The organism is Sphingobium olei, from assembly GCF_042678845.1.
Taxonomy (GTDB): Bacteria; Pseudomonadota; Alphaproteobacteria; order Sphingomonadales; family Sphingomonadaceae; genus Sphingobium; species Sphingobium olei.
Genome location: NZ_JBHTLS010000106.1, coordinates 1 through 24,206 on the forward strand (window position 1 = coordinate 1; position 24,206 = coordinate 24,206).

Sequence of the window (24,206 nt, forward strand, 5' to 3'; positions counted from 1 at the left end):
TCGGCAAGAATTGGCCGCAAGTTCGGGTAGCGATCAGCCATTTTGCGTTCCTCCGTCAGATAGGGTAGGGAAGGGGGATGGCAGAAGAAATCGGCTATTGGATTGGAGTCGCTGTTGTCGTTGGAATGGCCACCTACGCCGTATCCCTTTGGATGAGGAAGCGCAGATGAGGCGTCGTCCAATCACCAGCGAGGATTTTTGGTACGCGATGTACTTCCTCTTCATGTTCGGGCTGCTCGCGTTAGCGACCCTGTAGATACTGGCTCTGCTGACCGATAAGCCCAGCGGCCACCAGCTTCTCCAGATCAGGCGTCATCACTGTAGGCGTAGGCAGCGCGCCGCCGTTGCGGGCGATCAGTTCAGCCAGATCAGCGCTGCGCGTTGCCGAGCGCTCCGCCATCTTCCGGCCGAACATGCCAAGGCCGCCCGTGACGCCACCAGTGACCATTCCCGCGACAGGGCCGCCAATCAACGTTGCAGCACTAGCCGGCGCAACGGTCCCAAGCCCGAACGACACCGTGCCGGTAGGAGCCAGTTTTCCCATCCCACGATAGACGTTCGACATCGGCGTCCCGCGCGACACATCCTCAATAGCTGAAACCAGCGCGTCATTCGATGTGCGATCCTTGCCCTTGACCAGATTGCGGTCGAGGCCGCGGAACTCTGTCCGCAGAGCATTTTCCAGCCCAGAGCCGGAGAATTGCGACGCGCGGACATCTGCCAGCTCGCGCGCCTTCGCCACCTTCTCCGCGTTGATATAGCGGCTCGCCACCGCGCGCGCAGACGACAGTTCAGGTGCTAGAGGGTCAACGAAATTGTCGAACTCGTCCATCAGCAAGGATGCGGTGCGGCGCTCCTTCGGCTCCAAGCTTCCGGCTGCATCCCCGATGATCCCGCGCACGGTCTGCATCTGTGTAGGGTTCATGGGCTGACCGGCATAGTCGCCAATGGTCGCCGCCGCCTCCTTCACCTTGGGGTGGACTTCAGAAAGACGCCCGGTTGGGCTGATCGCGCCTTCCTGTCGGAGCAGGCCGGTAATGTCAGCCGATAGCTGCTGCGTCTGTGCTGGCGATGCAGTCACACCGTTCGCTTCAGCGCGCTTGTAGAGGTCGCCGGCCTGCTTTTTAAGCTGGTCGATAGTCGGGACAGACGCCTCTATCTCGCGTTGGGCAACGCTGCGAACCTTCGACAGAGCGCCGCCGAGGCCGACACCAGAGCCAACCAACTCACCGCCCATTTCAGCAAGCGTATTCCCCGGCGCAACTTCACGCGCGGTTGCCGCGCCCAAGCCGCCACCAAGCGCGCTCCCGAACATTCCAAGCGCCTGACCGCCAGTGCGAGCCGTCAGCCCTGCCGGGACAACCGCCGAACCGACGCTTTCACCCACACGGCGGACAAAATCCCTGCCCGGCAAATCGCTTGTCCGCTGGATCGAGCCAGCATTGCGGAATTGATCGCGCCACCATTCGCCGCCCAAGAATGGACGATCGGACACGGATAGGTCCGTATTGGCGATTGCATTGATGCCCTGCGCCCCAAGGCCGAGGACGGTGTTTGCGATATCGACGGGCGCGCCAAGGGTGCCGGCGATACCTTTGTTGATGCCTGAAAGCCCCTGAGACAGATAACTGTCCTCATACAGCGCGGGAGGAGCGACCTCAGGCTGACCGCTTCCGCCGCTGGCATAATACTGCTCCAGCTTCTTCAGGCTCTCAGGCGTAGCATCAAGTCCACGTGCTTGCAGATATTGCTTGATGCCGGACGATCCCAGCGCCTTCGCGTTGGCAGAGAGGAATTGCTGATCCGCAGGGCTGAGGTCTTGCCCGCCAGAAGCAGGGGCAAACATGTTGGTTTCGGACACCGCCTTATCGATCAAGCCAGATGCGGCACCAGCCTTGAGGCGTGCGCCCTCCATCAGCGTTTGGAGACGCTGCTGCTTGTCTGCAACTGTGCCGGGCTTATCACCTGGTTGGGGGAAATACGATCGCCGATACGCCTCTAGCTGTTCCTGATTATATGCGGCACCGGTGCCAAGCGTCAGCGCCGCATCGAGAATGTCGAGCTGCGCATTCATGACGCGCTGCCGATCCTCGTCCGTGCCATAGTTGCCCAGCAACGTCCCGCCGATCGCAGCGTCACGGATCGATGGTGCGCCGACTTTGCCTATGCGCGCCAGATCGCGAAGGCCGCCAGCAACGCGAGTGGCTAGGAAAGCAGCTGTCCGCTCGCTTTCGGTCGTGTCCACCCCGCCGCGCGCGTCTCTCGCCTTCTGGTCCTGCGCATCCTTGTCGGCGCTGCGGCCTTCACGTGCAGCCGCGCGCGCGGCTTCCTCTTGCGCTAGGCGCACCTTCTCGCGTTCGATTTCGAGGCTCTGGCGCAGCTTCTCGACCTCAAGGGGCGCCTTCGGGTCAGGTGTGCCAATCGTGATCGACTGAGGCGCAGAAGAACCGTATTTTTCCCATGGATTAGGCATTATCGTCCCACCGTCCCGCGCTTGCCAAAATAGGGAACGCGGCCATAGCCAGGCAGCGTCACATGAACATGATTGCCCTCGTCCAGATAGCGGGCAGAGGAGCCGAAATAGCGCTTCAGAGCGGCAACGCTGGTGCCGGCATAATCAACCCCGTCGCCAGTCAGATGATGGCTATTGGGAACGCCTCCGACCAAGCGGTTGCCCTCCACCGTGCGGCGACCGCTTGTCATGACACCCGGAGCGCGCATTGGGTCAGCGAAAGCCGCCCGTCGCGGGCTGCGACGGACCTCCTACGCGCTCCCAGCTTTCAGGTTTGGAAGGGTCCCCGCCTTTGAAGCGATAGCCATCTTCCACCGTTCCAACGGCGGGGCCTCCAGACGTTTGACCACCTCCCTTCTGCACAGGCACCAATGTCTTGGTGCCATCCGGATTGTTCGCCGTGATCCATTCGATCTTCGGCGTGGGATCTTTGTAAAGCACCTGCGGCTTGCCATCGGCGCCGACAACCCCAAGGCTACCGTCATTCATTTCCCAATAGTGCGGCGCACGCGGTGCGGGATTCGCCCGCTCATACTCCTGCTGCATCCGCCACATGTTGAAGGCGTCGTTCTGGCGGCGCTGATACTGCTGTTCCTGGCGCTGGATCTCACGATCGCGCTGGCGCTGGGCTGCATACTGCCCCGGTTGGCCGATAGCGCCGGCCAGAGCGTCACCGAGGACGCCGATCCAGTTTACCTTGTCGCCGGTCTGTGCAGGGGCAGGGGCGACCATAGGCATCCCAAGGCCGGGATCGCCCATCGGCTGCGCACCGGGAAGGCCGTCACCAATCCCCGGCGTCGTCAGGACATTGGGCGACATATCGAACGGCCCGCGCTTCTGCTTGAGTGCCCCGAACATCATGACCTATCGCCCCGCATAGGCGGTAGCGGCGTTCGACGCGGCCCCGATCAGCATCTGCCCAAGCGAAGGACTGCTCTTCGTGGTCGTGCTGTCCCCCCAAAGGCCCCCAAGCCCGTCAGCAAGGAACGACGCTCCAATATAAGGCGTGGTCGCAGCCGCCGTTCCAAGGCCCGTCAGCGTGTCGTAATTGGCGTTGTTCGCGCTGTTGAGGCCCAGAGCCGCGCTAACAGCGTCCATCATGCGTTTCTGCTCGTCGGAATAGTTCTGATACCGCAGGGCACTTTCATTCTCGGCAAGGCGCTTGCTCAGTTCGCCCGTTGCGCGCGTCGATCCGCTGGTGGACTGGCCGGCACGCGAGAAAAGCGCGTTCACCTTGTCGGTGACGCTGCTGTTGGTCGTGTCGATGACGTTCTGAAGTTCAGGATTGCCGCTCAGATACTTGCCGCCAAGCACATCGCCAACATAAGACCGCGCGCCGGTGAGATCGCTGCCCATGCTAGTGCTGTAGCGTTTGAAGGCGTCCGACAGAGACGAGCTGATATCCGCAAGGTTGCCCTGGTTGTTGTTGTACGCCCCCTGGATCGCGTTGGATGCGGTATTCAGATAGGGCAACGCCGCCTTGGACGGACCCGAAGTCGTCTTGGAGCTGGAGAGGCCCATCAGCGGGCACTCCCGCTTACAGGTCCAAGGTCAAACGCTGTTGATGCAGTTGCCACCCGTGTTTCCTCATCACCTTGGCCCAGCCGCTACGCGATTCAATCACCGCTTCGCCGCAACCGATGGACCGACCAAATGCTATGGCCTGTGGGATGAGGTGCCCGACGATCTCGGACAGGTTCCCTGTTGCTGCCTCGCCCTCCAATGAGAGAAATCCGGTCGGATAGGGCTTGACGCGAACCAATATAGCAGAATCCGCGCCGCTGAAAAGAATAATCCTACCCGACCAGACTTCGCCGTCGAGCCATGCAGCCGTATATTTGCGAGGATCGAGCAGACTCAGGAAGCCGCCGCGAAAGCGCAGATATTCTGCCCAGCCGGGCGGATCGGCTACCAGAGCGGTTGCCACACCGAACCGTCCCAGATTTTCGCCTTGTTGTCGCTGGTGTCGAAATAGCCGTCGCCTATGCGGGGGTTGGCTGGAGCCGTACCAAGCGGCGTGAATGTCTGGCGTTCCAGCAGCTTGTTGACCGTGGTCGCGGCCTTGCGGACCCATTCCGGCATGCTGGAAGCGGTCGGGGGGAGGAACAGGCTCAACGTTCGCCCTCCATCTCATATTCCAGATCAACCCCGAGCGCGTAAGTCCAGCTATGCGATGGAATGTCCACCTCGACGCCGACATGTCGCCCGTTGCCCCGGAGAGGAACACGCCCGTTGTCGCGGATCGCGCCTGAGTTGCGAACCTTGGGGCTATCACCCGCCCTCGCGCGCACATCGACGGCGACAACGCCCTGAACGGCATCCGACACGACGCGCGCGCCACGAATGCGGACCCTTCGGCCCGGCTCAACCTCTATCGGGTTGATGGTGAACTGCACCGCCATGGGGTCGCCAGTGAGAGCGCCGACAACACCCAGGTCGGTCGCCACCAGAAAGAGGGGGTTGCCGCCCGCGAAGATCGCAGCGTCCAGCGAATAGGGGATGGTATCGATCCCGCCCGGATAGATGGCGTCCAGAGCGTCGATCGAGATGTTCGCCGTGAAGCCGGAGAAGACCAGTGACAGGTCCTGCTCGATGACGGTCCACTTCGAGAGCGTCCAGTCATAGCACCAGATACGGCCCGGCGTGCCAGGCATGGACCAGCAGACGGTCGTGGAACGCGGGTCGATGGCCGCGCGGATATTCTGGATATCGTCGCGGCTGTAGAGGTTGAAAAAAGTCCGATCCACCTTCTCGCGTCCTATGGGGATGACGCTGTTACGGTCGCAGGCCATGAAGCCCTGCTCGGACAGGAAGAACACCGATTGACCGGCAGAGGCGACCGATCCCTTCGCCATGCAGCCGATCTCGCGGCTAATCTCATCGAACTGCCAGACCGTCACATCGCCCGTATAGGTGGCCCGCCTGACCGATCTCTTCTGGATGATGATGCCAGTTTCACCGCCTGCCAGCCCCATGATCTCGCCGCCATTGGGGAAGGCGACCGATAGCGACTGGTTCGTTCCCGGCGTCCATTGCTCAGGGTCTTCGAAGCCGGAGATATAGACGACATTCTTCTGCGTCGGATCGCCGGCAAGAAATACCTGCTGCCTGACGGTCGCAACCAGATCGGAAACCGGAGGCGTTCCCCCCAGCGGGGATGCCGTCCCGCCGATCAGGTCGAACTTGACCGGGGCACCGCCATTTACCCCGATAACGGCATCATTGAACTGATCGAACCGCCAGATCGTGGCCGTCAGGCTCCCGAGCAGCGATGTCCACGCCGACCCGGAATAGCGGTAGAGGTCGGTTGCGGTCCCTGCCAGCAACGCCGAAGTGCCGTCAGAACCGACGAACGCAGCGCCCCCAAGGATGCCAGCAAGCGCAGGCGTGATGTTCTGGAATGCGCGGACAGGCCGATAGCCCTCTGCCATCGGATAGACATTCTTCGCCCATGCGAGCGAGAGCGGGCGATCCGGCAGAAATTCCGAGAAGTCGAGGCGCTTCAGCACTTGACCCGAACCTGCTTCAGCGCAGACGGGACGAGAGGCCCACCGCCCCAGCGATCACGCCGGCTCTCAAGGTTCGTCTGCTCCACAGCGCTTTCGAAGCGACCCGACGCATAGTTGAGGCCATCAGGATCGCGGATGTAAGCCGCCGCTTCCCTCAGAGCGCCCCAAACATAAAGATCGGGCTGCTCGCGGATCACCCAATTATAGGGTTCGCTCAGCGTCAGAGGCGGGATGCGTTGGAAATAGGTGACGCGGAATGTCGTGGCCTCATTGGGCGGCGGCGCTAGCGAAAGAACGCGCCCCTCAAGCCAGTAGCCCTGCGGTATCCCCGCCTCGCCGGAATAGAGGTTGGGAACAGCGGTCGGTGACATTTCTGCCAGCGGGCGGTCTGGGTTGCCCTCGATATGGATTTTGCGCAGCTTGCGGAAATCGGAGGGGAGAGAATATGCCTCATCCGAAATCACCCATATATCCTTGAACTCCTGGTTCACGGTACGCAGGCGGCGGTTAAGCTCCGCCTCGATGATCGCGATGAAATTGGGGATCATCGCCTCAAGGTCGTCGCGATCCATATAGGCCGCGACGAGATCGCGCAGGGACACATAGTCCCCGATCGTGCCCGGCTCGATATAGGGGATTGAGACTGCCATGTCGGTTACACCGTGCGCGCTATGATGGTGACTTCACCGCCCGTCACCGATCCGCCAAAGAGATTGGTCAGCAGGCCGGCCAGCGTCGTCCGCCAGCAATGGATCGAAACCGCCGTGGTCGTGACAGAAGTGTAATTGCAGATCAGCGGGTTCGACGGGTCCATCTGCTTGGGGAAGTGCGCAACGATCGGCGGGTTGAGAAAGGGTGTGACGAAGGTCCATGTCGCGTCACCCGAGCTGTTGAGCGTGACGGTCTGCTGCTGGACCATGCCTGCCGTCACGAGGCTGGAATAGGTGTCCTGCGCATGGGCTGGGGCGCTCAATGCCAGGGCGAGGAGCGCAAGCCATTTCATTGCACATACCCCTCGAAGAAGGCGGTCGCGCTGGCCGTCTTGGTGAAGCAGCCAGTGGTCGAGAACGATACGGAAATGCCAGTGCTGAACCGCGCCGGGATATCGGCAAACGACACGGTGAGCGTGGAGGTCGCGGCAATCGCGCGGCAGATCAGCGGCGTCACGGCTCCATCGGCAGGGACAGTGGTCGAATTGAACACCAGCAGATACCCGGCAGACGCCCCGGTCGTGGTGGACAGGCGATAGAGGTTGCCCGCCGACGCCTTGAGGACGCGTCCACTCTCGACGGCGGCAGATGCGGAAGGGACAATCGCCACATTCGCGTCAACGGTCGGCGTGGTGGACACGGCCTGCGCGCCGTTCTGGGTCAAGCGGAACTGCGCCGCCTGTCCGTTCGTAAGCGTGGGCAGCGTGGAGGTGTAGCGGCCCGCCACGTTGACCGGATTGCCGGTAGCGGTGGAACTGTCTGCCTGCGTGCCTTGCACCTGATTGGCGCTTGAGCCGGTCGCGCCGGAGGAAATGACAAGCGCGCCGCTGCTATCGAGCCGGACCTGACGCTGCTGCCCGTCCGATAGGGTCGGAGGAGAGGCGTTGTAAATCCCGCTCACTGCCGTCTGCGCGAAGGCAGGGGAGGGCAGGGCCAGCAGGGCGAGGATGACGAGGCGCTTCAGCATGGCAGCTCCTAAACGGTAAGTTCGGACGTGCGCAGGTGCCGCCAGTCCGAGCAGTTGAGTTTCTGGTTCAGCTTCTTCTCGACATCCGGGTCTTTGTCGGCGTCGAAAACCCACCATCCTTCTGTGTTCAGCCAGTGGAGGGCGACGACAGGGGGGATGGTGGCGATGGGGTTGGCATAGTCGGAGGTGACGCGCTTTCCACGCTCGTTAGCCGACGCCTTGTTGTGATCCAGCACCGGTTCAACATCCTGAATGGCGTTGACCGTGATATTTCCCTTGTCGTCAGAGAAGAATTGGCGGGTCACGCCAAGGGCATTGGTTTCGACGTGGAAAAGCTGCATCAGTCGTGTCCGATCAGAAGCTTTCGGGGATCGGTGAGGGCAAGCTTGCTTTCCTTGGCCTGGCCGTTGTCGATCAGGATTCCGGCAAGATCGGCGTCAACCTCAGCTACATAGCCGTGCTGCACAACCCGCGTTCCTTCGCGAACCGGCCCGATCAGGCGGCGGCCGTCGCCAAGGTGGAGATCAGGGTTGCAGACGCATTCGATGCGGACGAGTTTCGGGGCGGTGGCGGTCATGAAACGTCACTCCAATTGCGCCCCGAACGAATCGCGGCGATGGTTGATTTCGATACGCCAAGCTCTTTCGCTAGGGCGCCGTGACTTCTTTTGCTTTCGCGGACCATAATGGCCAGCGCATCTGATAACTTCGTGTAAGCGCGGTTTAGAACTTGCTCGCGCTTTGTTGCCCAGCGGCAATTATCTGGATGGTAGCCGCGCGAATTGTCGAGGCGGTCAATACTATGGAATTTTGTCGGTTTCGGCCCCATATCCTCTAGAAAGTTGGAGAACGAGCGCCAGCGCTCACAAACGTCAATTCCAGCGCCGCCATAAGCCGCATAACCGGGATTATTGGGATTAGTGCAGCGTTGGATGATGGCCGCCCAGCTTTTGTATTCACCGGTTTGGGCCTTTGCGTGTGCGTGACCATGAATAACATTTGGAGCGCGATGCTTCTGCGCTCCGCAGCTTCGCGTAAGCCCACGCAATAAGGATGCTGCCGCAACAGCCTTTTCAGCGCCGCATGAGCAGGAGCAAAGCCACTTGGCCTTACCTGAAGCATCGCTCTGCGCCTCTGCGATCACCGTTAATTCTCCAAACTTACGACCCAACAAATCTGCTTTCGCAACCATGGCTTTCTCCTTTTTCGTAGGATACTCGCCATGGTTGCTACTGACAAGTAGAAGATACTAACTCAAATCCGCAACGACGAAATGAGCTTTTTCATTCTTTACCTCAAGGCAATATTCACAGATAATCTGCCGCTTTTCGGTGTCGCCGGTCTTGCTCAGCACCCAATTGCGCATCGGGCGCAGATCGGCCTTCGCCACCATGCGCGGATCGACACCCAGGACGGTGCGCGAACGCATGCCATAGGGGTGGGGGATGGCGGTCAGGCGGCCGAAGTCACCGACATAGACATCCGCAGCGCCGACGATCACGGCCTGCCCGGTTCCCGGCGCGTCCTTGCGGATATCCGCGATACCGGCGAAGGTCGAGAACACCTGCTTCTGCACGCCAGCCATATAAAGCTGGTTGGGCTTGCCACCCGCGTTGAACGCCGCAAGATGCGCCGCCTTCAGCAAGCCTTCCGTGAACGCGCGGGCCGTGCCATCGGTCGGGGCCGAGACAACGCCGCCCGAGAAGCCGCCGCCCGAACCGCCAGCGCCGCGCGAGGCGTTGGTGACGATCCAGCTTTCCATGCCCGCCGACTGACGCGCGGTGCCGGCAGCGCCAGCCACGGACGCCTTGTTGGACAGCATCTGCTTTTCGAGGTCGCGGGCCAGTTCCATGCCCTTGAGCATGACCTGACGCGCCATTTCGGTGTCGCGACCGGCCTTGTTTACCGCGTCGTTGGTGCCGGAAACGACCGCCGTCTTGTCCGAAATCTGGCAGCGGTTGCCGACACGGGCAGGGATGTTCGCGGCGTCCAGCGTGGCGTCGTCGCCTTCCAGCACCGCGTTGCTGTCGTCAGCGGCGGCGAGGTCTTCGGTCTGCCATTCATGGAACGTGGCGGTCGCCTTGGAGCGGCCGATGTTGTTGGTGAAAGGAGTTTCCTCCGGCGCGACACGATAGATCACGTCCGAAAGGTCTTCGCGAATGCCCACGTTGGCGTAGGTGGTCGCCGTATTGGTAGGAAGTGCCATGTTACCTTGTCCTTGTTAGGAGCAGGGCTGCGGCTGCTTCTCCGCTGCGCGTCTGCCCGAATGATTGGATTGCTGCGTCTCGGTCGGCCTGGCTGCGCATGGCGGCCACGCCCTTGCCTCCTGGCGCTCCGGGGCGGCTCATCTGAGGAGGCTTGCCCTTGGCTGCACGCACCTGCGCCATCTGCTTGCTCATGATGCGATCGAGCTTTTCGGCCTTGACCTTCCACTCGCGCGCTTTGTTGAGGGCGATGATGTCGGTAGCGCCAGCTTGCGCCATCAGCTCTGCCGGGTAACCGAGTTCTGCGCCGATGGACTGAAGCTCTGCTTTCAGTTTCGGCCCTGCAGATGGATCGAACCAGTCGGGGAGCTGTTCTTGCAGGCGTTCCGTTTCAACACGGATGTCTTCGGCGGAAACCTGTTCACGAGCGGCTCGAGCCTGCTGCTGTGCTTGCGCGATTGCCTGCTGCAACTGCTGTTGCTGGGAGGCTGCGGCGCGATAGGCAGCGTCTTGCCGTTGATAGGTTAATACATCATCTGGATTCCCCGTGTAAAGCAGCCTTTGATCGGGTGCCTGGGGCTGGAATTGCTGGGCATAAACCTGAAGCGCGATGCTGTGATCCTCCGCCTGCTGGGCAAGGATTTCGCGGGCCTGATTTTCGACCTGCGTCTTCGTCTCAGCGGCCTTGCGTCCAGCCTCGCGAACGAACCTGTCACGCTCCTGCTCGCGGCGTGCGACGACTGCCTGCGCCTCGGGGGGCAGTTGCCCCCAGACCTTCGCGTCTTCCTTCGACCAGCTATTGGGCGCGGGGACTGCCTCGACCTCCGGTTCGTCGGCTTCCGCCTCTTCGTCCGCGACCTCCTCTTCGGTCGGCTCAACCTCTTCGGATGCCTCCGGCTCAAGCGCTTCTTCGCTCAGCGGCGCATCGTCCGTCACGGCTTCGGTCGTATCGGTCGTGTCCTGCGTCTCTTCGACCGGGACCAGAAAGTCCTCAACCGAGACAGCAGTATTCTCACCATCGTTCATGTCGTGGCCTTTCTCAGATATTCAGCCATTTGCGCTTGGCTGCGGGGAGTTGTTCGATCTCGCGGGCACGTTCGACCTTGCCGCGTGCGTCGATGCCGTTGAGGATCGCGCTCTTGATCTGGGCTTCCACCCTGTCGATGACGCGGGTGGCGACCGCGAACTTCACGATCTTGTCGCTGCTCCACGGCTCATCGGCGGCGATCTCGGTCAGTCGCTCGGTGTAGGCGGCTCGGAGCGCTGCGATGGCAGGCTCAACGAATTCTTCCCATGCGAGCGCGGCCCTGTGGCCCTTGGCGGCGAGTTCTTCCTTGGTCATTTGTCCAAATCTCCGCCGGGCCGGTTCTTGGGAAGTTCGGCTTCCTCAACCTTCTTCGCGGCGATCTCGCGCTGCATTTCGATCTGCATGACTGCCAGCTGGTACTCCTGCTGCGCCTTCTGGGTCGCCAGATTGGCCTCGAAGATCGCCTTGTCGCGGGCAAGCTGCTCATCCAGCGCCGCCTTCTCCCGCGCCGCCTGAAGCTCATAGTCGAGCTTCTGCTGGGCCAGTTGGGCGTCGATCTGCATCTGCTGCGCCTTGAGCATCTGGTCGGCTTCGGACTTGACCTTATCCTGATCGAGCTTCTGCGCCGCGATCATGCTGTCAGCCTGCGCTTTGACCATCGCCGGGTCAGGCTTCTCCTCTGCCTCTCCCAACGTGTCGGGATCGGTCGCTAGGTCGCGGACATTGCCCAGATTGGCGTCTGCGATGATGCCCTTGACGTTGTTGTAGATGTTGGTGTCGTTGAACACGCGGGAGCCGCCCTGAACCGCCGCCTGCGCGATCTCCAGCAACATGGTGCGATATTGCAGGCGCTGATCCTTGCGACCCGATCCCAAGCCGACGCGCACGACCACGTTCATGTCGTCCGGCCATTCGCGCGGGTCGATCATCTGCGTCTCGCCGTCGATCACGACAGGCATTGAGCGGCCGAACGCCTTCATCAGCCGGTATTTCTTGAGGAACAGCCGTGCCAGCGCTTCAGCGAAGTTGCGCGCCAGATATTCCTCGATCTGCTGCCCCTGCGCCTGCATCAGCGCTGTGCCCGTCGCGGTCTTGTTCAGCGCGTCGGCGTCAAGGCCCTGATTGAGCCGTGTAATGCCGGTGCGGCTCTCCTTCTCGCCGGCCATGACTTCCATGACATCGAAGGCGGATTGCGCGGCGAAGGGGAGGGTTAGAGGCTCCGGCTTGATCGAACCCTGCCAGCGGACAATGCCGTTGGCGCGCACCGTCAGCATGTCGTCAATGGTCGTGTCGCCGATCGCATTCTCGTTCAGCAACATGCGCGGCGCATTGGTCTGGTAGAGATTGTCCAGCCCCTGCCGCATCAGCACCGAACGAACGCGCTGGATGTCCATCACCTTGTCGGCAAGGCTCTGGCCCACGATACGGCCCGGCATAGGGAACGGGCACCAGGCAACGCCCGGCTGCTCATCGATCGTGTCGATGGCGTAGGAGCCGTCTTCGCGGAGCAATATCTGGTTGCCGACGCGATGCGACAGGATCAGCTCGGCAATCCCGTCGCCGTTCAGGTCGTAGGTCGAATATTCCTCATAATACCAGACCTTGCGATTGGCACCGGTGCGGTTGAAGCCCTGCCGCCAGAAGTCCGTGATATTCTGGTCACGCGCGTTGGCGACCTGTTCGCCGTTCGAATATGTGCTGTCATCGGACAGGCCATCGGTCTGAAAGCCCATCTTCGCCAGCTCGGACAGGCTCTTGTCGAGCCGGAAGCCGCGATACACGCAATCATCGTCCAGATCGCGGGCGTCGCCGGAAAATACCGTCTGCTCGGAAGGCGACACATAATCACGGAAGCGCGGAGGCTGCGGGATGATGGCCGACACATTGACCGTGCCGTCACCCATGTCTTCGGCTGCGACGATCTCAGCCTGCTCGCTTACGAGCCGCGCCAAGTCCTCAGCGCTGATCGTGCCATCGAACCGGCGAGGGGGCTGCTCCTCCACCGTGACTTTCGCCACGCTTACCTTTTCGAGCAGGCCAGCCTTGATCCAGTCGTGCAGGAAGCGATAGCCGTCCTGGCCCTGCATGAACTCCTGCTGCACCGCCGCCGTAGCACTCTCGGCAACGCCCTTATCGCTGTGGTCGAACTCAACAACCTTGTCGCCGCTGACCATCGTGCGCAGGAGCGAGACGGTCATGTAATCGACCACCTCCGCAACATCGCGCGTCACGATCTGGCTGCGACCCTCCTCCTCGTCACCGAAAGGCTCGCCGTTGTAGAAGTCCAGCGCCGTCGCCCGTTCCTCATCCAGCCATTGATCGTAGGACTTGGTTTCCTCTTCCTTCAGGAAGGCGACGAACTGCTGGATGTCGTATTCGTCCATCAGACGATGCCCCTGTTTTTGTAGCTGATTGGTCGGGATTGCGCGGGCTTGGGTGCGACAGCGGCAGTCTCGAAGGATTTGTATCCGTGCGAAAACTCATCGTGCCGGGCAGTGTCCTTCCACACACCCAGCTTGTCGTCCCAATCCTTGCGGTAGCTATCCAAGCACTGGATCAGGCGCGAACAACGCTCTTCATCGAAGTAGCAATTCGGGAGGTAGGATCGGCTTGCCTCGATGCCCGATGCTTCCGTCGCGATGCGCGGCACGATCTCCACTGGCTTGATCCCGGCTTCAATTGCCCACTCCCGTTTGGTCTTGGCGACAGCACCCAATGAGCGGTGGTCGCCGTCATGCGGAAAGTAGTGGCGACCGTAGATGTAGCCCTTTTCGTTCAGGACGCGGGCATAATGCTCGAAACCTTCGCCGCTGTTTTCGTAATAGTCGATCCAACGTGTCTCCATGCCGACCTGCTGGCGGAATGAGAGAGCCATGCTGTCACCGACGCCTAAGTCCCAGAAGACATCGACAGGCTTGTTCAGGACCGGGATTTTGCAGATGCGGCCCTGCTCGCGGACCTTGGCCATCTCCGTTACGAAATAGGCCCCCTCGATCGTCGCCTCGAATGCTTCCTTCGGCGTGGAGGGATATTCGCGCTTCATGTCGCGGCCCTGCGTCTGCCGCTTCTTCACATACCAAGCCCGCTGGTTGCGGCTCAGCGTCGTGTCCATCACGACTTCGACCTGATCGAAATACTTGTCGTCTTCGGCGGTAATCACGGTCGCCGCCGTGTCCGCGTCATCAAGCCGGTAATTCGGGTCTTGCCACCATGCGTAGAAATGGAACTTGAAGTCGAGCTTGGTAAGAGCGCGCCCTTCCTTGGCGTCGTTCTGCGCCTTCTCGCACATGTCGTAGAACGCGCCGGAATTGCCCTCCGCAGTGCTTTCCACGAAGATGAATTGCCCCGCCTCAACAGCGTTGAAAGCGCCGGTAACGATCTCCTTCGCCTTGTCGGGGTATTTCGCGCAGACCTTGCCGAACTCCGACACGTGTAGAAGCTGGAACGTGCCCGAGCGCAGAGACGTGCCGACGCGGATTTTCGAATTATTGTTGAAGGCGAGAGTCTTGGCACTGTCAGTCGTGGCAGAACGACGTTGCTTCAGGCCATCGGGGATATGGTCATAGGCGAACTTGATCTTGTCCTCGAAGAACGCTTCAGCATCGTCGCGATTGTGCGCGATCACGCCCGCTGACGTGTTCGAATTGAACAGGCAGCTATCGAGCATGTAGATTTGGATGAAGGTCGTGAAGCCAAGCTGTCTAGCCTTCAGAACCGCGTTGAGATACCAGAGATCATCGAAGAACTGCTCCTGCGCCCAATTGGTGCGGAACGGGATCGCGGTGCCAGTCTTGTCCTTGATCCAGTAGAGGTTGTTGATCCGCCAGCGTGGATCGGCCCACTGGTCAACGATCGCCGCGCTAGCCATTGGGCAGGCCCTTTGAGCGTCCGTCGATTTGGTCTAACAGGGCTGTTAGGCTGTCCTGAACACCGTGGTTCAAGTCTGTCTCAGACTTCTCGCGCCAGTCGTCTTTGCGGCGGTTCTTCAGCCAGAAGATCGCAGCAGTTGTGTCAGCGGCGATCTTCGCGCGGAACGGCGCGTAAACAGGCTCAGCGGCACCGGCAGGCATGAAGATTTTAACCTCATCCTGCTCATACCCAATCGCCTTCTGGTAGAGGCTTCGCTCGACACGCTCATCAGCAACGTCCTTGCCGACTTTTACGGCCTGACAAAATTCGTCGTGATCGTGCTTCCAGCGGTATATCGTGCGGACATCGACTTCGAAGAAATCAGCGATTTCCTGATCGGTCGCGCCAAGCTGAGCCAGCTTCTCAGCCTGCCTAGCGTAGTCATCGCTATAACTGGAGGGGCGGCCCGCTTCGCTCATGGGGCCAACCATTTACAGCACGAAGAATCGCGCCGGGAGGTGTTATTAAATCAGATGACCCATCCGCTTCAGATCGCGCTCGATCCGCAGCAGCGATGAGTAATCATGCAACCCGCAGCGGCGCATGATCTCTCGCTTGGGCAGACGGTTTTCACCCTGCGCGCGTTCCACCAGCTCCGCCAACACCTGCTGGCGACGATGGGTCAGCTGTCCTGCCGGCCTTCCCCGCATCCTCAATCTCCAATTATGGCTTTGACGGCACGTTCCTTCGCAATCACCCTGCGCTCGGCAGTGCGAAGCTGAGCTATCGTGGTGCGCTTCCACGGCTTGCCGCGATCCCAGCGCTTGCGGTTGATCTTGTGAGCTACCGTCAGCATCATCTCAATCTCCCTGGTGGTGGTTGGTGGGCTGGGTCATCATGCTACGTCCGCCCAATCGGTGCCCGTTTCAGGCGGTATCTCGACACTGACGCTGATATGGTCGTTCCTGACAGCTAGCCGGTGGGCCAGAGCATAAGCGGCAGCCTGACCTCCGAACTTGCCATCATTGTCGCCAAAAATGCGCAGGCGCTTGACTGCCAAGGGCGGCGTAAATGCCTTGAGGCCATCGGCGCTGATCATAGACCAACACGGGATACCGAACCGCTGTTGAACCATGAGCGCCGTCTCGATGCCTTCAGCTACACCCATTTCCTCTGCTTCTGGCGACAGGGCTATGTACGACCCATGCGGCGTGTCGCCGGGCATGAGGCGCTTCGGGCTACTGATCTTCGCCTTCGCGCCGTTTTGGAGGTAGGTCCGATGGAGGGTGAGAGGTTCGCCAGCTGGATCGCGGACTAATGCGATCATTGCCGCTAGATGCTTCACTGTCTCGCCTGTCACCTTCAGGCGCGGAATGAACCGGAGCGCCTCGCTGTAAGGGCCATTGATGCCGCGAGAAGCCAGGTAACGGCCTGCTTCATCAGTTGGCGTGATGGCCTTGCTGGCCTGCCATGCCTCCCTTAGGGCCTGAACGCGCTGCTCCTCGGACATGCTGCGCCTAGGCTTAACCGTCTCGCAACCAGGAGCGACCTGCATGATCTTGTTGGCGGCATCACGAAAAGTCAGGCGGTGGGCCATCATGACCAGCTGCACGCCATCACCAGCGCCGCACTGGTTGCAATAGAATGTCCCTCTGCCTTCAAGATTATCGAAGCGGAAGCGATCCTTCCCGCCGCACATGGGGCAGGGGGTTTGCTTGCCCGTCAGATAGTTGGGACTGAACCCAAGCTGCGGAAGTATGGAGTGCCAGCGGTTGCGGCACTGATCGGCTATACCGGTCATCATGCAGCCCTCTTTGATTTGCCCTTCGCGAAGCGGATCAGCTTCGAACGAACGTAGTTTTCGATTTCGGGAGTAGGTTCGGTGGGGATCTTGCTCAGGCCCTGGGGCCACACCCCGAACCGCTCGCGATATTGGTTCGCAGCCCAGCCTTCCTTATATTTGCGCTGGATTTGGATGAAGCGCAGGCCGGAGAGCCAAAGCTGCTTTTCCGCCATGGTCGCGACCCGCTTCTTGCCACCGATCTGGACAAGCTCGCCGTCCTCCTCCTCAAGCTCTGAGCGAGTTTCGGGCACGAACTTGCAGATGGGGCATTCGCGGACTTTGGGAGCCTTCAGGAACCCACAGGAGGGACATTCCTTCGGTAATGGATCAGCACGCTCAGCCTTACGTTCGCCCTTCTTTGCTGTGCATAGCGGCATTGAGCCAATATCAGTGGGAAGGCCAAGGCGAAGCATGTTGTCGCTGTGATCCAGCACCAAACCATCCGGATAGCCGCTGTTGGCGCGGATCACTCGCCCCGCAATCTGGACGTGGAGCATCTTCGATTTTGTCGGACGTGCTATGATGATGCAGCCGATCTTCCAGTCCACACCCTTGGTCAGTGTCGCGATGTTGCAGACAACCTTCGTTTCGCCACGCTCAAGTCGCCCCTGTATGCGGGCGCGCTCGGGGCCATCGGTGTTCATGTCGATGTATTCGGCAGGCACACCGGCATCGAGAAACCGCTGTTGGACCTTTTTCGCATGGGCGCGGTCAACGCAGTAGCAGAGGGTCGGGCGATCCTCACCAAGCCGCAGCCATGTCGAGACGATGTCCGCGATCAGGCCCGCATTGGCCATTCGATCGCCCAACTGCTTCCCATTGTAATCGCCGCCCGTGACGGAAACCCCGGCCAAATCCGGGTGCGACGGCGCGAACACCCGAAAATCGAGCAACATGCCTTTGTCGATCAACTGGCGCATCGTGATAGGCTCAATCAGGTCGTCATAGACCAGCCCAAGCCCTTTCGCCCATGGCGTTGCAGACAATCCGACGACAGGGCGGTTCGCCCATTTCTCGCCAGCAAATTGCTCTTCCAGCCACTGGTTGCGGACATGCGCCTCATCAACGATCGCCATGTCTACGTCCGGCATCCCGCGCCGCTGGAGCGTTTGGACGGATGCCACCTGAACCGGCTTCGACCAGTCCGTCATCGAATGGCTGGCCTGGATCACGCCGACATCGCGAATGCCAAGTTCCCAAAAGCTCTGAACCGTCTGGTCGATGAGTGAGATGGCGTCCACGATGAACACGACCCGATTGCCCCGAGATACAGCGCTTTCGATGATTGCCGCCGCCGTGCGGGTTTTCCCCGCGCCTGTCGGTTGCTTGAGCATCGGTCGCTTATGGCCAGCCGAGATGGAATAGCGGAGGAGGCGAACCGATTCCGCCTGATGGTCCCAGAGCGGAATCATGACAACGCTCCAACATAATTATTCCAGCCGGAAGATGGAGTTTGCGGCCTAGGGCGGAACCATGCTCTGGCGTTTGCAGCTATCCGGCGCAGGACAGTGCCCAGAGCGGTCCAGTCGATAGCTTTACGAAGCCTCACAACGAACCAAACCCGGCTAGGAAAATCTGAGCGGTATTTATTATCTCTATGGGAGGGGCGGCTGCGTGCCACTTTTATCTCTCCATGAAGGGAGATGGTTTCTCCGGCGCATTGTATCGCTGCTTCCGGGGCCAGAACCTCCTGCAACTTGGTCAAGTCCACGCCATACACAGAGACGTTGCCGCGACCGACCCCGCCCGCGATGCGAATGACGATGCCCAATTCCATAAGGCGACCAATCGCACCTCGAATGGCGCGATCCGACAGGTCTAGCGAGGCGTTAAAATCATCTTGGCTATATTCGATCGCGCCGGATTTGCCGCGATGATAGAACCATAGATTAACGAACTTTATGAGGACAGCCCGCTGAGAATCCGTCAACTTAATAGCGGAGCCATGCTTCGCTATGCGCCGATAAATGGTCTGTTCTGCGAAGGCAGCGCTGTCCATGAATTTGCCCATGATCAAGCCTCCGCTGCCGGTTGGGCCAAGAGCAAGCGAGCGTGATCATCGCCCAACATACCAGCCCTCCGAAGGGATGAGACAAGCGCTTCTCGATCCGAGGTTTCGCTGTATGTATCCAATAGGCTACCTAGAATGGCGAGGCGCTTTGCCTCCACAATCATGGTGGAAACAGAGGGCTTTCCCGGTTTCTTGCTCATGCTGGCTCCACTTCGATCACGACGCGGCCGAGAGGATCGCGCCCGGCGATATGGACGATGGGCTGGCCGAACGTGCGGTCATCCATACCAAGCGCCTGAGCAATGCCGTCCTGATAAGCCTTCAGGCTGGCGCTGGCGTTGTCCTTGTCCGGTTCCGGGCCGCGCGGCTTGGCGAAAAACGTGGCTCGCAACCGCAGTGGTGAGCCGTCATGCTTGAACGCGGGTGGGACAGCTGCCAGCAGTGCGGCGTGTGCCCACTGGCGATGCTTCTTCGTCTCGCGGCCCTTCGCGGCCCAATGCGAGCGACCGTTAGGCCAGAGCGCCTTGTGAGGATAGGGAAGCTCAATTTGCACGCGCATACCTCCCGCTCTCATCCCTCTTCGGCTGCACGCACTTGGCGCGCTGTTCCCGCTGCCAACGGGCGCGGATCATGTCGAAGAAGGCGGGGGTTTCTGCCATTTTGCGGCGGAGTTCGAGGATCATTGAGCCTGCTCCCCCATGGCCGCCGCGATCTTGGAAAAGCGGCTCTTGCAGGCGGATTTCGTCTTGCCGAGAATTGCGCCGACAGACGCGAACGTCTCGCCTTCCGCGATGCCGTCCATCAGGATAGCGTCCTGATCTTCGGTCCAATCGCCGGGTCTGCGCTGCACGATGATTCCGGCTGTGCGCTTGCCAGTCCTGCTGATCGTGACGACGCGCCCGCAATTGCTGCGCTCCACCGTGATATAGCCTGACACCTCCAAGAGGTTGACCAGCCCAGACGGACCATTGCCGCTGCAATATCCAAGCATTTCGGCAAGGTCGTTATTGGTCGGGCATGTCGCTCCGTCATTGGCGGCGCGCTCAAGAATGGCGAAGCACCTCTGAAGCCTGTCATCGCGGTACTGCGTCGTTGCGGTGACGCGCTTCGCCTTCCGCACCGCCTCCTCGACGGCCTGCTGCTGTGTGATGGGTTTCATGCGAAACACTCCTTCCAGATGTGGAAGAGGCAAGGGACGATCAGCGATGTCGCAGCGGACAGGGCGAGGTAGGCTAGGAGGTAGGTCATGCTGCCACCCCCGCCAGCTTAACCGGCTCCAACCGGGCTAACCGGGCGCGCAGGGCATCGATAGCCCGCGAAGCCTCGTCCAGCGCCTCCGCGCCGATCTCCTTCAACTCGCCGTCATCGATTGCGCCGGGCGTTTCCAGGTCGGTCATCGCTGCGCTGATGAGGTGCGCCAGCTTCAGAATGTGGCACAGCTTCTCGCCATCGGTGGTGGCGTCCGCGTTGATCTCGACCAGCTTCATGCCGATGAGCGACAGGACGCCATTGGCAAAACGACCATTCCATTCCCGGCAACCGAGCAGGAAAGCGCTGACCGGCATTTCCGATAGTGCGTTGGCGTAATCGCTGGCTCGGTCGTCGCTCTTGCCGAGAACGCGGCCCACGTCTTTCCACGTCAGACTGTCCTCTTTGCGGATGTCGGACAGGTCATCGCCAATTTGTTGCAGCGCGGCAGAAACGGAAAAGCTGGACCGCCTGCCGTGGATTTGCGGCTTCGTGTTCATGCATTCGCTCCATTATGGATGGATTGACCAAAACTGGTGGCGGACGAACGATCGCGTGTAGCGGCCACGACCGGACGCCCGCCTTCGCTGCCGTTAGTCACGACAGCTATGGGAAATGGATTGACGACAGCGCGGCCTTGCGCGTCCTCGACTATGAGGTGGACGGCGAGCATTCAGCGGCCCTCCATGCTGGCCAGAATGGCGTGGCCAATGAGTTCGGGGATTTGGGGGACTACGGCGTTTCCGAGCCCTTTAAGTCGGTGTGCAGCATCGGGAACCCCATAAGCCACTCGACCCACGTTGGGTTCAGTCCGCCACGTTTCCCCGAGCTCACGCCCTCCACGATACCCACTGATCGTGGAAGTGAGGATTGCTGCCGGCCAGGCGCGTTGCTCATCCCGGCTTTGAAGTCGCCCGCATTGGGCGTGGGCCACATGGCGACTGCCCAGCCCAGCTTGTTCGGCTTCGATCGCCCATCCCCAGAGCAAGTCAGCGTTGTGTCGCTGCTCGCCTTCGCTGAGTTCGGGGTAGGCCACGATCCAGATGCGATCGCGTCTGTGGCGTGCGCCAATGTAGGAAGCTGGTATGCAATGCCACTCCGCATCATACCCGATCGAGGCCAGGTCTCCGAGAACTCGGCCCATCCCTCGACTAAGCAGCGCTGCGACGTTCTCCACGATGATGAAGCGAGGTCGAAGCTCGCCAGCAAGGCGCACGATTTCGCTCCAGAGGCCGCTGCGCTCGCCATCCAATCCTGCCCCAAGTCCTGCGAAGGACAAATCCTGACACGGGAAGCCTCCGCAGATGACATCGACGGCAATTCCATCGGCAGCAAGTCGGTCACTGGTCAGCGTCCTTACATCATCATAACAGGGAACATCGGGCCAATGCTTAGCCAGCACCCGACGGGGGAAATCTTCGATCTCGCAGAAGGCGACCGTCTCGAAACCGCCAGTGCGTTCGAGGCCAAGGCTGAACCCGCCTATGCCGCTGAACAGGTCGAGCACCTTGAGCTTGCCCGCCCTATCGGCCCCATTGCTGAGGAAGTTGTCGCGCGCCTTAGCCACCACCTACCGCCTTTCTTCGAGAGGGATGAGGCCCTGAAACACAGGGTCGGGATGCGAGCAGATGGCGCGACCACAGGCTTTGCAGTGGGGGAGGGCGCGATTCAGTTCCGCCAGTCGGATGTCGAGGTGATCGACGAGGACGAGGCCGTTACGCCACTCCTGACCAAGCTGGAGGTCGGTCATGCGTATTCTCCGCAACCGCGACCGACTTGTCCGGCGTCGCGCGCGTCCACAAAGTCAGTCCAGTGGACCCAGCCTTTCGGACAGGCGAAACCCCATTCGCGAACAGCGGGGCCGGTCATGAACAAGGAAATCACGCGTTGACCGGGGATCACTTCAAGCCGGTGCAACGCCTCCGCGCCACGCTCGACAACATCGCCAGCAGAGCGAGTAAACACGCCATCAGGGGTGTGCTCGATATAGCTTCCGGTAATAATGAAGCTGGTGTTTGCCCACGGATGATCGTGCATCGCCCGGTCGTCGTCAGACTGCCGAATGTCGTGCAGATAGACGTTGCAGAACTTGTTGCGGGGGATCACCCACCAACGGCGCATGTAATTTTCACCGATAATGAAGTCCGGTTCGCGAGCCATGATGGCTTCGGCCCATGCCTGCATGGCAGGCAGGTCGGCGTAGGGGAGGCCGCTCATGCCGCGCTCCTTTCGGCAGCAGCTGAAAGCACCTCTTCCATGCGCTCGGATGGGATGTTGTTTCGCTCCCACCAGCCCTGCACAGTCGTGTGATGTTTGTGTCCGAGGCGACGCGCCAGTCCGCGAATGCCGCCGAGGTTTTTGATGATCTGCCGATGCTCAATCATTCTCCCTCGGTACAGGACGTACGTACGTCCGTCAAGGGCGTAGCAACTGTACCGCGTTTTTGCGATGGCGCGTACATGGCAAACAAAACGACAGGCGAGATTCTGCTGGCGCTCAAGCTGCGAGCTGGCGACCCGACACTGGAGGAAATTGCCAAGGCTGGAGGCTGGAAAGGTAAGTCCGGTGTCCAGACTTATTTCAACGCCACCTATGAAGGCCCTCTTGGCGGACTAGTCGCCCTCAAGTTGGCGAAGGCGCTGGAGGGTAGGGGTTCGCCTCCCATAACAGCCGAAGACGTGACCGCTCTTGCGGCTGTCGCACCGCTGCCAAACGCATCACAGCCTGTTGAATATGAAGGTTCTTCTTTCTACCGTATGCCACGCGACCTTCCCATTTATGGGTCGGCGCTTGGAGCGGAGCATATCGTGGACGGTGAGGCTGTCGAACTGACGACGCTGAACAAGGCGGAGATTATCGAGCGGCGTGAGCGCCCGCCCATCCTGAACGGCAAGCAGGATGTCTATGGCCTCTATGTGCAGGGATCGAGCATGGACCCTGCCTTTGATGACGGCGATCTGCTTATCGTCCAGAAGACGACAGCAATTAGCATTGGCGATTTCGTCGTGGTCTATCTCCGCCCACTCGATGAAAGCGACGATGGCGAAACTGCCAGAAGCGTCCTCATAAAGCGCCTGGTGCGCCGAACAGCGCAATATGTGGAACTGCGGCAATATCAGCCGGATATCACGTTCCGCATCCCGAAAGACGATGTTCTCCGCATCGACAAGGCCCTGCGCACTCGCGACCTCCTACAATAGGCATCAGAAGATTTAATCACGCATAATCAACGTGGTACGGAAAATCCGTCCTGCGCGTACACCTGTCCCTTGACACGTACGTACGTATAGTCCATACCTCCTCTCATCCCAGCCGAACCACCGGCGCATGAGGAGGATGAGATGGCACTGGCCGAACTGATCGAACGTTGGGATAGCGGCGACTTCGGTGATGTTGTTCGCCGCATCGCTTCTCGGGTCGAGATCGATGAATCTGGCTGCTGGAACTGCTCTTATGGCCGGGACACCAGCGGATACCCGCAGGTCAGCTATCTCTCGCGCATGGAATTGACGCATCGCGTTATGTATGTCGCCGCCAAAGGCATCATCCCCAGCGCGCTGCAACTGGATCACCTCTGCCGCAATCGCGCCTGCTGCAATCCTGACCATCTTGAAGCGGTCCCATCACGAGAAAACACGATGCGCGGCGATACAATTATCGCTCGCAATGCCGCTGTGACGCACTGCCCTAAGGGGCACGAATATGGCCCGAACAACGCATTTCCTGCTGATCTAAAGCGGGGGAAGCAGCGCCGTTGTCGCACCTGCCACCTCGAAAAATCCAAGCAACGCAAGATCGCCGAAAGGAACGCCGCATGACCATAGATGAACTTGTCGCCTATTGGGACTCTGATGAGGGCAAGCCATACAAAGGTAAGCTCATTGATATGGAGGCGTATGAGCAAAACCCCGGCAGTCTTTCTTGTTTATGTGCGCAAGGTCAGGTGCTTCATGTCCTCGGCGGTATGTCGCCTCGCGATCTCTACGGCAAAAATCAGGAAAGCGCCGACAAGCTGACGGCCGATCTGCTCAAGATCAGCCGCGCTCATGCCGTCCTGCTCCGCAACGTCAATGACGGCATGGACGGAGCGCCCTCGATTGTTCTGACCGATCCCTGCAAGGTGCTTGGCGACCAGTGGAGCAAGCTGCTCGATTTCTGGTGGGCGCTGGACCAGTTCACGCCGGCTGACTGGCGCAACGTGGCCGCCGCAAGGGACGCCGCAAGGGCCGCCGCAAGGGCCGCCGCAGGGTCCGCCGCATGGGACGCCGCATGGGACGCCGCATGGGACGCCGCATGGGACGCCGCAGGGGACGCCGCAGGGGCCGCC

At 60.4% G+C, this 24,206-nt stretch carries 35 protein-coding genes; 3 read left to right on the top strand and 32 right to left on the bottom strand.

The features are described from left to right. Window positions 1-241: 241 nt before the first annotated feature. From ACFQ24_RS06785 to ACFQ24_RS06940, 32 genes are all read right to left on the bottom strand, one after another. Window positions 242-2,245, bottom strand: coding sequence for a hypothetical protein (locus ACFQ24_RS06785; protein WP_380909943.1), 2,004 nt, complete (start codon window positions 2,243-2,245; stop codon window positions 242-244). 227 nt (window positions 2,246-2,472) lie between these two features. Then, window positions 2,473-2,703 (bottom strand): D-Ala-D-Ala carboxypeptidase family metallohydrolase, encoded by a 231-nt coding sequence (locus tag ACFQ24_RS06790; protein WP_380909945.1) that lies wholly within the window; start codon window positions 2,701-2,703, stop codon window positions 2,473-2,475. Between the two features lie 22 nt (window positions 2,704-2,725). Next, window positions 2,726-3,373, bottom strand: a complete 648-nt coding sequence (locus tag ACFQ24_RS06795; protein WP_380909947.1) for a hypothetical protein — start codon at window positions 3,371-3,373, stop codon at window positions 2,726-2,728. A 3-nt stretch (window positions 3,374-3,376) separates the two neighbouring features. Continuing rightward, a complete protein-coding gene (locus ACFQ24_RS06800) occupies window positions 3,377-4,033 on the bottom strand; it encodes a hypothetical protein (RefSeq protein WP_380909949.1) in 657 nt (218 codons plus the stop codon). A gap of 16 nt (window positions 4,034-4,049) precedes the next feature. Then, window positions 4,050-4,439 carry a hypothetical protein gene (locus tag ACFQ24_RS06805; RefSeq protein WP_380909951.1) on the bottom strand — a complete coding sequence of 130 codons (390 nt, stop codon included), beginning with the start codon at window positions 4,437-4,439 and terminating at the stop codon, window positions 4,050-4,052. After that, window positions 4,421-4,627, bottom strand: coding sequence for a hypothetical protein (locus ACFQ24_RS06810; RefSeq protein WP_380909953.1), 207 nt, complete (start codon window positions 4,625-4,627; stop codon window positions 4,421-4,423). Before ACFQ24_RS06810 ends, ACFQ24_RS06805 begins: the two co-directional genes overlap by 19 nt. Then, complete coding sequence (locus ACFQ24_RS06815) at window positions 4,624-6,021, bottom strand: hypothetical protein (protein WP_380909955.1); 1,398 nt, start codon at window positions 6,019-6,021, stop codon at window positions 4,624-4,626. Before ACFQ24_RS06815 ends, ACFQ24_RS06810 begins: the two co-directional genes overlap by 4 nt. Continuing rightward, complete coding sequence (locus ACFQ24_RS06820) at window positions 6,015-6,671, bottom strand: phage adaptor protein (protein WP_380909957.1); 657 nt, start codon at window positions 6,669-6,671, stop codon at window positions 6,015-6,017. Before ACFQ24_RS06820 ends, ACFQ24_RS06815 begins: the two co-directional genes overlap by 7 nt. A 5-nt stretch (window positions 6,672-6,676) precedes the next feature. Next, window positions 6,677-7,024 (bottom strand): hypothetical protein, encoded by a 348-nt coding sequence (locus ACFQ24_RS06825; protein WP_380909959.1) that lies wholly within the window; start codon window positions 7,022-7,024, stop codon window positions 6,677-6,679. Next, window positions 7,021-7,698: a hypothetical protein gene (locus ACFQ24_RS06830; protein WP_380909961.1), complete on the bottom strand. Its 678-nt coding sequence runs from the start codon at window positions 7,696-7,698 to the stop codon at window positions 7,021-7,023. The genes ACFQ24_RS06825 and ACFQ24_RS06830 overlap by 4 nt, the downstream gene beginning before the upstream one ends. An 8-nt stretch (window positions 7,699-7,706) precedes the next feature. Then, complete coding sequence (locus ACFQ24_RS06835; RefSeq protein WP_380909963.1) at window positions 7,707-8,039, bottom strand: hypothetical protein; 333 nt, start codon at window positions 8,037-8,039, stop codon at window positions 7,707-7,709. Continuing rightward, window positions 8,039-8,275, bottom strand: coding sequence for a hypothetical protein (locus ACFQ24_RS06840; RefSeq protein WP_380909965.1), 237 nt, complete (start codon window positions 8,273-8,275; stop codon window positions 8,039-8,041). The genes ACFQ24_RS06835 and ACFQ24_RS06840 overlap by 1 nt, the downstream gene beginning before the upstream one ends. After that, window positions 8,272-8,889 (bottom strand): helix-turn-helix domain-containing protein, encoded by a 618-nt coding sequence (locus ACFQ24_RS06845; RefSeq protein WP_380909967.1) that lies wholly within the window; start codon window positions 8,887-8,889, stop codon window positions 8,272-8,274. The genes ACFQ24_RS06840 and ACFQ24_RS06845 overlap by 4 nt, the downstream gene beginning before the upstream one ends. A 57-nt stretch (window positions 8,890-8,946) precedes the next feature. Further along, window positions 8,947-9,903 (bottom strand): DUF5309 domain-containing protein, encoded by a 957-nt coding sequence (locus tag ACFQ24_RS06850; RefSeq protein WP_380909969.1) that lies wholly within the window; start codon window positions 9,901-9,903, stop codon window positions 8,947-8,949. A 1-nt stretch (window position 9,904) separates the two neighbouring features. After that, complete coding sequence (locus ACFQ24_RS06855; RefSeq protein ID WP_380909970.1) at window positions 9,905-10,927, bottom strand: hypothetical protein; 1,023 nt, start codon at window positions 10,925-10,927, stop codon at window positions 9,905-9,907. Between the two features lie 13 nt (window positions 10,928-10,940). Next, entirely contained in the window at window positions 10,941-11,243 is a 303-nt protein-coding gene (locus tag ACFQ24_RS06860) for a hypothetical protein (RefSeq protein WP_380909972.1), read from the bottom strand. Then, the gene (locus tag ACFQ24_RS06865; protein WP_380909974.1) at window positions 11,240-13,312 is read right to left on the bottom strand and encodes a portal protein; all 2,073 of its coding nucleotides are present in this window, start codon (window positions 13,310-13,312) and stop codon (window positions 11,240-11,242) included. Before ACFQ24_RS06865 ends, ACFQ24_RS06860 begins: the two co-directional genes overlap by 4 nt. Further along, window positions 13,312-14,796 carry a hypothetical protein gene (locus tag ACFQ24_RS06870; RefSeq protein ID WP_380909976.1) on the bottom strand — a complete coding sequence of 495 codons (1,485 nt, stop codon included), beginning with the start codon at window positions 14,794-14,796 and terminating at the stop codon, window positions 13,312-13,314. Before ACFQ24_RS06870 ends, ACFQ24_RS06865 begins: the two co-directional genes overlap by 1 nt. Beyond that, entirely contained in the window at window positions 14,789-15,256 is a 468-nt protein-coding gene (locus ACFQ24_RS06875) for a helix-turn-helix domain-containing protein (protein WP_380909977.1), read from the bottom strand. Before ACFQ24_RS06875 ends, ACFQ24_RS06870 begins: the two co-directional genes overlap by 8 nt. Window positions 15,257-15,301: 45 nt before the next feature. Next, on the bottom strand, window positions 15,302-15,487 hold the full coding sequence (locus ACFQ24_RS06880; RefSeq protein WP_380909979.1) for a hypothetical protein: 186 nt from the start codon (window positions 15,485-15,487) through the stop codon (window positions 15,302-15,304). A 2-nt stretch (window positions 15,488-15,489) separates the two neighbouring features. Further along, the gene (locus tag ACFQ24_RS06885) at window positions 15,490-15,636 is read right to left on the bottom strand and encodes a hypothetical protein (protein WP_380909981.1); all 147 of its coding nucleotides are present in this window, start codon (window positions 15,634-15,636) and stop codon (window positions 15,490-15,492) included. A 36-nt stretch (window positions 15,637-15,672) separates the two neighbouring features. Then, window positions 15,673-16,581, bottom strand: a complete 909-nt coding sequence (locus ACFQ24_RS06890) for a DUF7146 domain-containing protein (protein WP_380909982.1) — start codon at window positions 16,579-16,581, stop codon at window positions 15,673-15,675. Next, the gene (locus ACFQ24_RS06895) at window positions 16,578-18,032 is read right to left on the bottom strand and encodes a DEAD/DEAH box helicase (RefSeq protein WP_380909984.1); all 1,455 of its coding nucleotides are present in this window, start codon (window positions 18,030-18,032) and stop codon (window positions 16,578-16,580) included. Before ACFQ24_RS06895 ends, ACFQ24_RS06890 begins: the two co-directional genes overlap by 4 nt. Next, on the bottom strand, window positions 18,029-18,631 hold the full coding sequence (locus tag ACFQ24_RS06900) for a hypothetical protein (protein WP_380909986.1): 603 nt from the start codon (window positions 18,629-18,631) through the stop codon (window positions 18,029-18,031). The genes ACFQ24_RS06895 and ACFQ24_RS06900 overlap by 4 nt, the downstream gene beginning before the upstream one ends. Before the next feature lie 196 nt (window positions 18,632-18,827). After that, a complete protein-coding gene (locus ACFQ24_RS06905) occupies window positions 18,828-19,184 on the bottom strand; it encodes a hypothetical protein (RefSeq protein ID WP_380909988.1) in 357 nt (118 codons plus the stop codon). Then, window positions 19,174-19,314, bottom strand: a complete 141-nt coding sequence (locus tag ACFQ24_RS06910; protein WP_380909990.1) for a hypothetical protein — start codon at window positions 19,312-19,314, stop codon at window positions 19,174-19,176. Before ACFQ24_RS06910 ends, ACFQ24_RS06905 begins: the two co-directional genes overlap by 11 nt. Continuing rightward, window positions 19,311-19,790, bottom strand: a complete 480-nt coding sequence (locus ACFQ24_RS06915; RefSeq protein WP_380909992.1) for an SANT/Myb-like DNA-binding domain-containing protein — start codon at window positions 19,788-19,790, stop codon at window positions 19,311-19,313. The genes ACFQ24_RS06910 and ACFQ24_RS06915 overlap by 4 nt, the downstream gene beginning before the upstream one ends. 85 nt (window positions 19,791-19,875) lie before the next feature. Next, a complete protein-coding gene (locus tag ACFQ24_RS06920) occupies window positions 19,876-20,379 on the bottom strand; it encodes a hypothetical protein (RefSeq protein WP_380909994.1) in 504 nt (167 codons plus the stop codon). A gap of 173 nt (window positions 20,380-20,552) precedes the next feature. Continuing rightward, window positions 20,553-21,446 carry a DNA cytosine methyltransferase gene (locus tag ACFQ24_RS06925; RefSeq protein WP_380909995.1) on the bottom strand — a complete coding sequence of 298 codons (894 nt, stop codon included), beginning with the start codon at window positions 21,444-21,446 and terminating at the stop codon, window positions 20,553-20,555. 3 nt (window positions 21,447-21,449) lie between these two features. Continuing rightward, window positions 21,450-21,629, bottom strand: a complete 180-nt coding sequence (locus ACFQ24_RS06930) for a hypothetical protein (RefSeq protein WP_380909997.1) — start codon at window positions 21,627-21,629, stop codon at window positions 21,450-21,452. Next, on the bottom strand, window positions 21,626-22,096 hold the full coding sequence (locus ACFQ24_RS06935; protein WP_380909999.1) for a hypothetical protein: 471 nt from the start codon (window positions 22,094-22,096) through the stop codon (window positions 21,626-21,628). Before ACFQ24_RS06935 ends, ACFQ24_RS06930 begins: the two co-directional genes overlap by 4 nt. Then, a complete protein-coding gene (locus ACFQ24_RS06940; RefSeq protein ID WP_380910001.1) occupies window positions 22,093-22,263 on the bottom strand; it encodes a carph-isopro domain-containing protein in 171 nt (56 codons plus the stop codon). Before ACFQ24_RS06940 ends, ACFQ24_RS06935 begins: the two co-directional genes overlap by 4 nt. A gap of 75 nt (window positions 22,264-22,338) precedes the next feature. Between ACFQ24_RS06940 and ACFQ24_RS06945 the strand changes: the two genes are divergently transcribed. The 3 genes from ACFQ24_RS06945 to ACFQ24_RS06955 all read left to right on the top strand — a co-directional run. Then, window positions 22,339-23,079, top strand: coding sequence for a S24 family peptidase (locus ACFQ24_RS06945; RefSeq protein WP_380910003.1), 741 nt, complete (start codon window positions 22,339-22,341; stop codon window positions 23,077-23,079). 141 nt (window positions 23,080-23,220) lie between these two features. Next, window positions 23,221-23,697 carry an HNH endonuclease signature motif containing protein gene (locus ACFQ24_RS06950; RefSeq protein ID WP_380910005.1) on the top strand — a complete coding sequence of 159 codons (477 nt, stop codon included), beginning with the start codon at window positions 23,221-23,223 and terminating at the stop codon, window positions 23,695-23,697. A gap of 146 nt (window positions 23,698-23,843) precedes the next feature. Then, the coding region (locus tag ACFQ24_RS06955; protein WP_380910007.1) for a hypothetical protein at window positions 23,844-24,206 on the top strand (363 nt) is incomplete at its 3' end.

What these genes read in the sequence shown, in the direction of transcription:
- ACFQ24_RS06790 (WP_380909945.1), bottom strand. Translation starts at nt 2,703, where the DNA reads ATGACAAGCGGTCGCCGCACGGTGGAGGGCAACCGCTTGGTCGGAGGC.
- ACFQ24_RS06795 (WP_380909947.1), bottom strand. Translation starts at nt 3,373, where the DNA reads ATGATGTTCGGGGCACTCAAGCAGAAGCGCGGGCCGTTCGATATGTCG.
- ACFQ24_RS06800 (WP_380909949.1), bottom strand. Translation starts at nt 4,033, where the DNA reads ATGGGCCTCTCCAGCTCCAAGACGACTTCGGGTCCGTCCAAGGCGGCG.
- ACFQ24_RS06820 (WP_380909957.1), bottom strand. Translation starts at nt 6,671, where the DNA reads ATGGCAGTCTCAATCCCCTATATCGAGCCGGGCACGATCGGGGACTAT.
- ACFQ24_RS06825 (WP_380909959.1), bottom strand. Translation starts at nt 7,024, where the DNA reads ATGAAATGGCTTGCGCTCCTCGCCCTGGCATTGAGCGCCCCAGCCCAT.
- ACFQ24_RS06830 (WP_380909961.1), bottom strand. Translation starts at nt 7,698, where the DNA reads ATGCTGAAGCGCCTCGTCATCCTCGCCCTGCTGGCCCTGCCCTCCCCT.
- ACFQ24_RS06835 (WP_380909963.1), bottom strand. Translation starts at nt 8,039, where the DNA reads ATGCAGCTTTTCCACGTCGAAACCAATGCCCTTGGCGTGACCCGCCAA.
- ACFQ24_RS06840 (WP_380909965.1), bottom strand. Translation starts at nt 8,275, where the DNA reads ATGACCGCCACCGCCCCGAAACTCGTCCGCATCGAATGCGTCTGCAAC.
- ACFQ24_RS06845 (WP_380909967.1), bottom strand. Translation starts at nt 8,889, where the DNA reads ATGGTTGCGAAAGCAGATTTGTTGGGTCGTAAGTTTGGAGAATTAACG.
- ACFQ24_RS06850 (WP_380909969.1), bottom strand. Translation starts at nt 9,903, where the DNA reads ATGGCACTTCCTACCAATACGGCGACCACCTACGCCAACGTGGGCATT.
- ACFQ24_RS06855 (WP_380909970.1), bottom strand. Translation starts at nt 10,927, where the DNA reads ATGAACGATGGTGAGAATACTGCTGTCTCGGTTGAGGACTTTCTGGTC.
- ACFQ24_RS06860 (WP_380909972.1), bottom strand. Translation starts at nt 11,243, where the DNA reads ATGACCAAGGAAGAACTCGCCGCCAAGGGCCACAGGGCCGCGCTCGCA.
- ACFQ24_RS06865 (WP_380909974.1), bottom strand. Translation starts at nt 13,312, where the DNA reads ATGGACGAATACGACATCCAGCAGTTCGTCGCCTTCCTGAAGGAAGAG.
- ACFQ24_RS06870 (WP_380909976.1), bottom strand. Translation starts at nt 14,796, where the DNA reads ATGGCTAGCGCGGCGATCGTTGACCAGTGGGCCGATCCACGCTGGCGG.
- ACFQ24_RS06875 (WP_380909977.1), bottom strand. Translation starts at nt 15,256, where the DNA reads ATGAGCGAAGCGGGCCGCCCCTCCAGTTATAGCGATGACTACGCTAGG.
- ACFQ24_RS06880 (WP_380909979.1), bottom strand. Translation starts at nt 15,487, where the DNA reads ATGCGGGGAAGGCCGGCAGGACAGCTGACCCATCGTCGCCAGCAGGTG.
- ACFQ24_RS06885 (WP_380909981.1), bottom strand. Translation starts at nt 15,636, where the DNA reads ATGATGCTGACGGTAGCTCACAAGATCAACCGCAAGCGCTGGGATCGC.
- ACFQ24_RS06890 (WP_380909982.1), bottom strand. Translation starts at nt 16,581, where the DNA reads ATGATGACCGGTATAGCCGATCAGTGCCGCAACCGCTGGCACTCCATA.
- ACFQ24_RS06895 (WP_380909984.1), bottom strand. Translation starts at nt 18,032, where the DNA reads ATGATTCCGCTCTGGGACCATCAGGCGGAATCGGTTCGCCTCCTCCGC.
- ACFQ24_RS06900 (WP_380909986.1), bottom strand. Translation starts at nt 18,631, where the DNA reads ATGGGCAAATTCATGGACAGCGCTGCCTTCGCAGAACAGACCATTTAT.
- ACFQ24_RS06910 (WP_380909990.1), bottom strand. Translation starts at nt 19,314, where the DNA reads ATGATCCTCGAACTCCGCCGCAAAATGGCAGAAACCCCCGCCTTCTTC.
- ACFQ24_RS06915 (WP_380909992.1), bottom strand. Translation starts at nt 19,790, where the DNA reads ATGAAACCCATCACACAGCAGCAGGCCGTCGAGGAGGCGGTGCGGAAG.
- ACFQ24_RS06920 (WP_380909994.1), bottom strand. Translation starts at nt 20,379, where the DNA reads ATGAACACGAAGCCGCAAATCCACGGCAGGCGGTCCAGCTTTTCCGTT.
- ACFQ24_RS06930 (WP_380909997.1), bottom strand. Translation starts at nt 21,629, where the DNA reads ATGACCGACCTCCAGCTTGGTCAGGAGTGGCGTAACGGCCTCGTCCTC.
- ACFQ24_RS06935 (WP_380909999.1), bottom strand. Translation starts at nt 22,096, where the DNA reads ATGAGCGGCCTCCCCTACGCCGACCTGCCTGCCATGCAGGCATGGGCC.
- ACFQ24_RS06940 (WP_380910001.1), bottom strand. Translation starts at nt 22,263, where the DNA reads ATGATTGAGCATCGGCAGATCATCAAAAACCTCGGCGGCATTCGCGGA.
- ACFQ24_RS06945 (WP_380910003.1), top strand. Translation starts at nt 22,339, where the DNA reads ATGGCAAACAAAACGACAGGCGAGATTCTGCTGGCGCTCAAGCTGCGA.
- ACFQ24_RS06950 (WP_380910005.1), top strand. Translation starts at nt 23,221, where the DNA reads ATGGCACTGGCCGAACTGATCGAACGTTGGGATAGCGGCGACTTCGGT.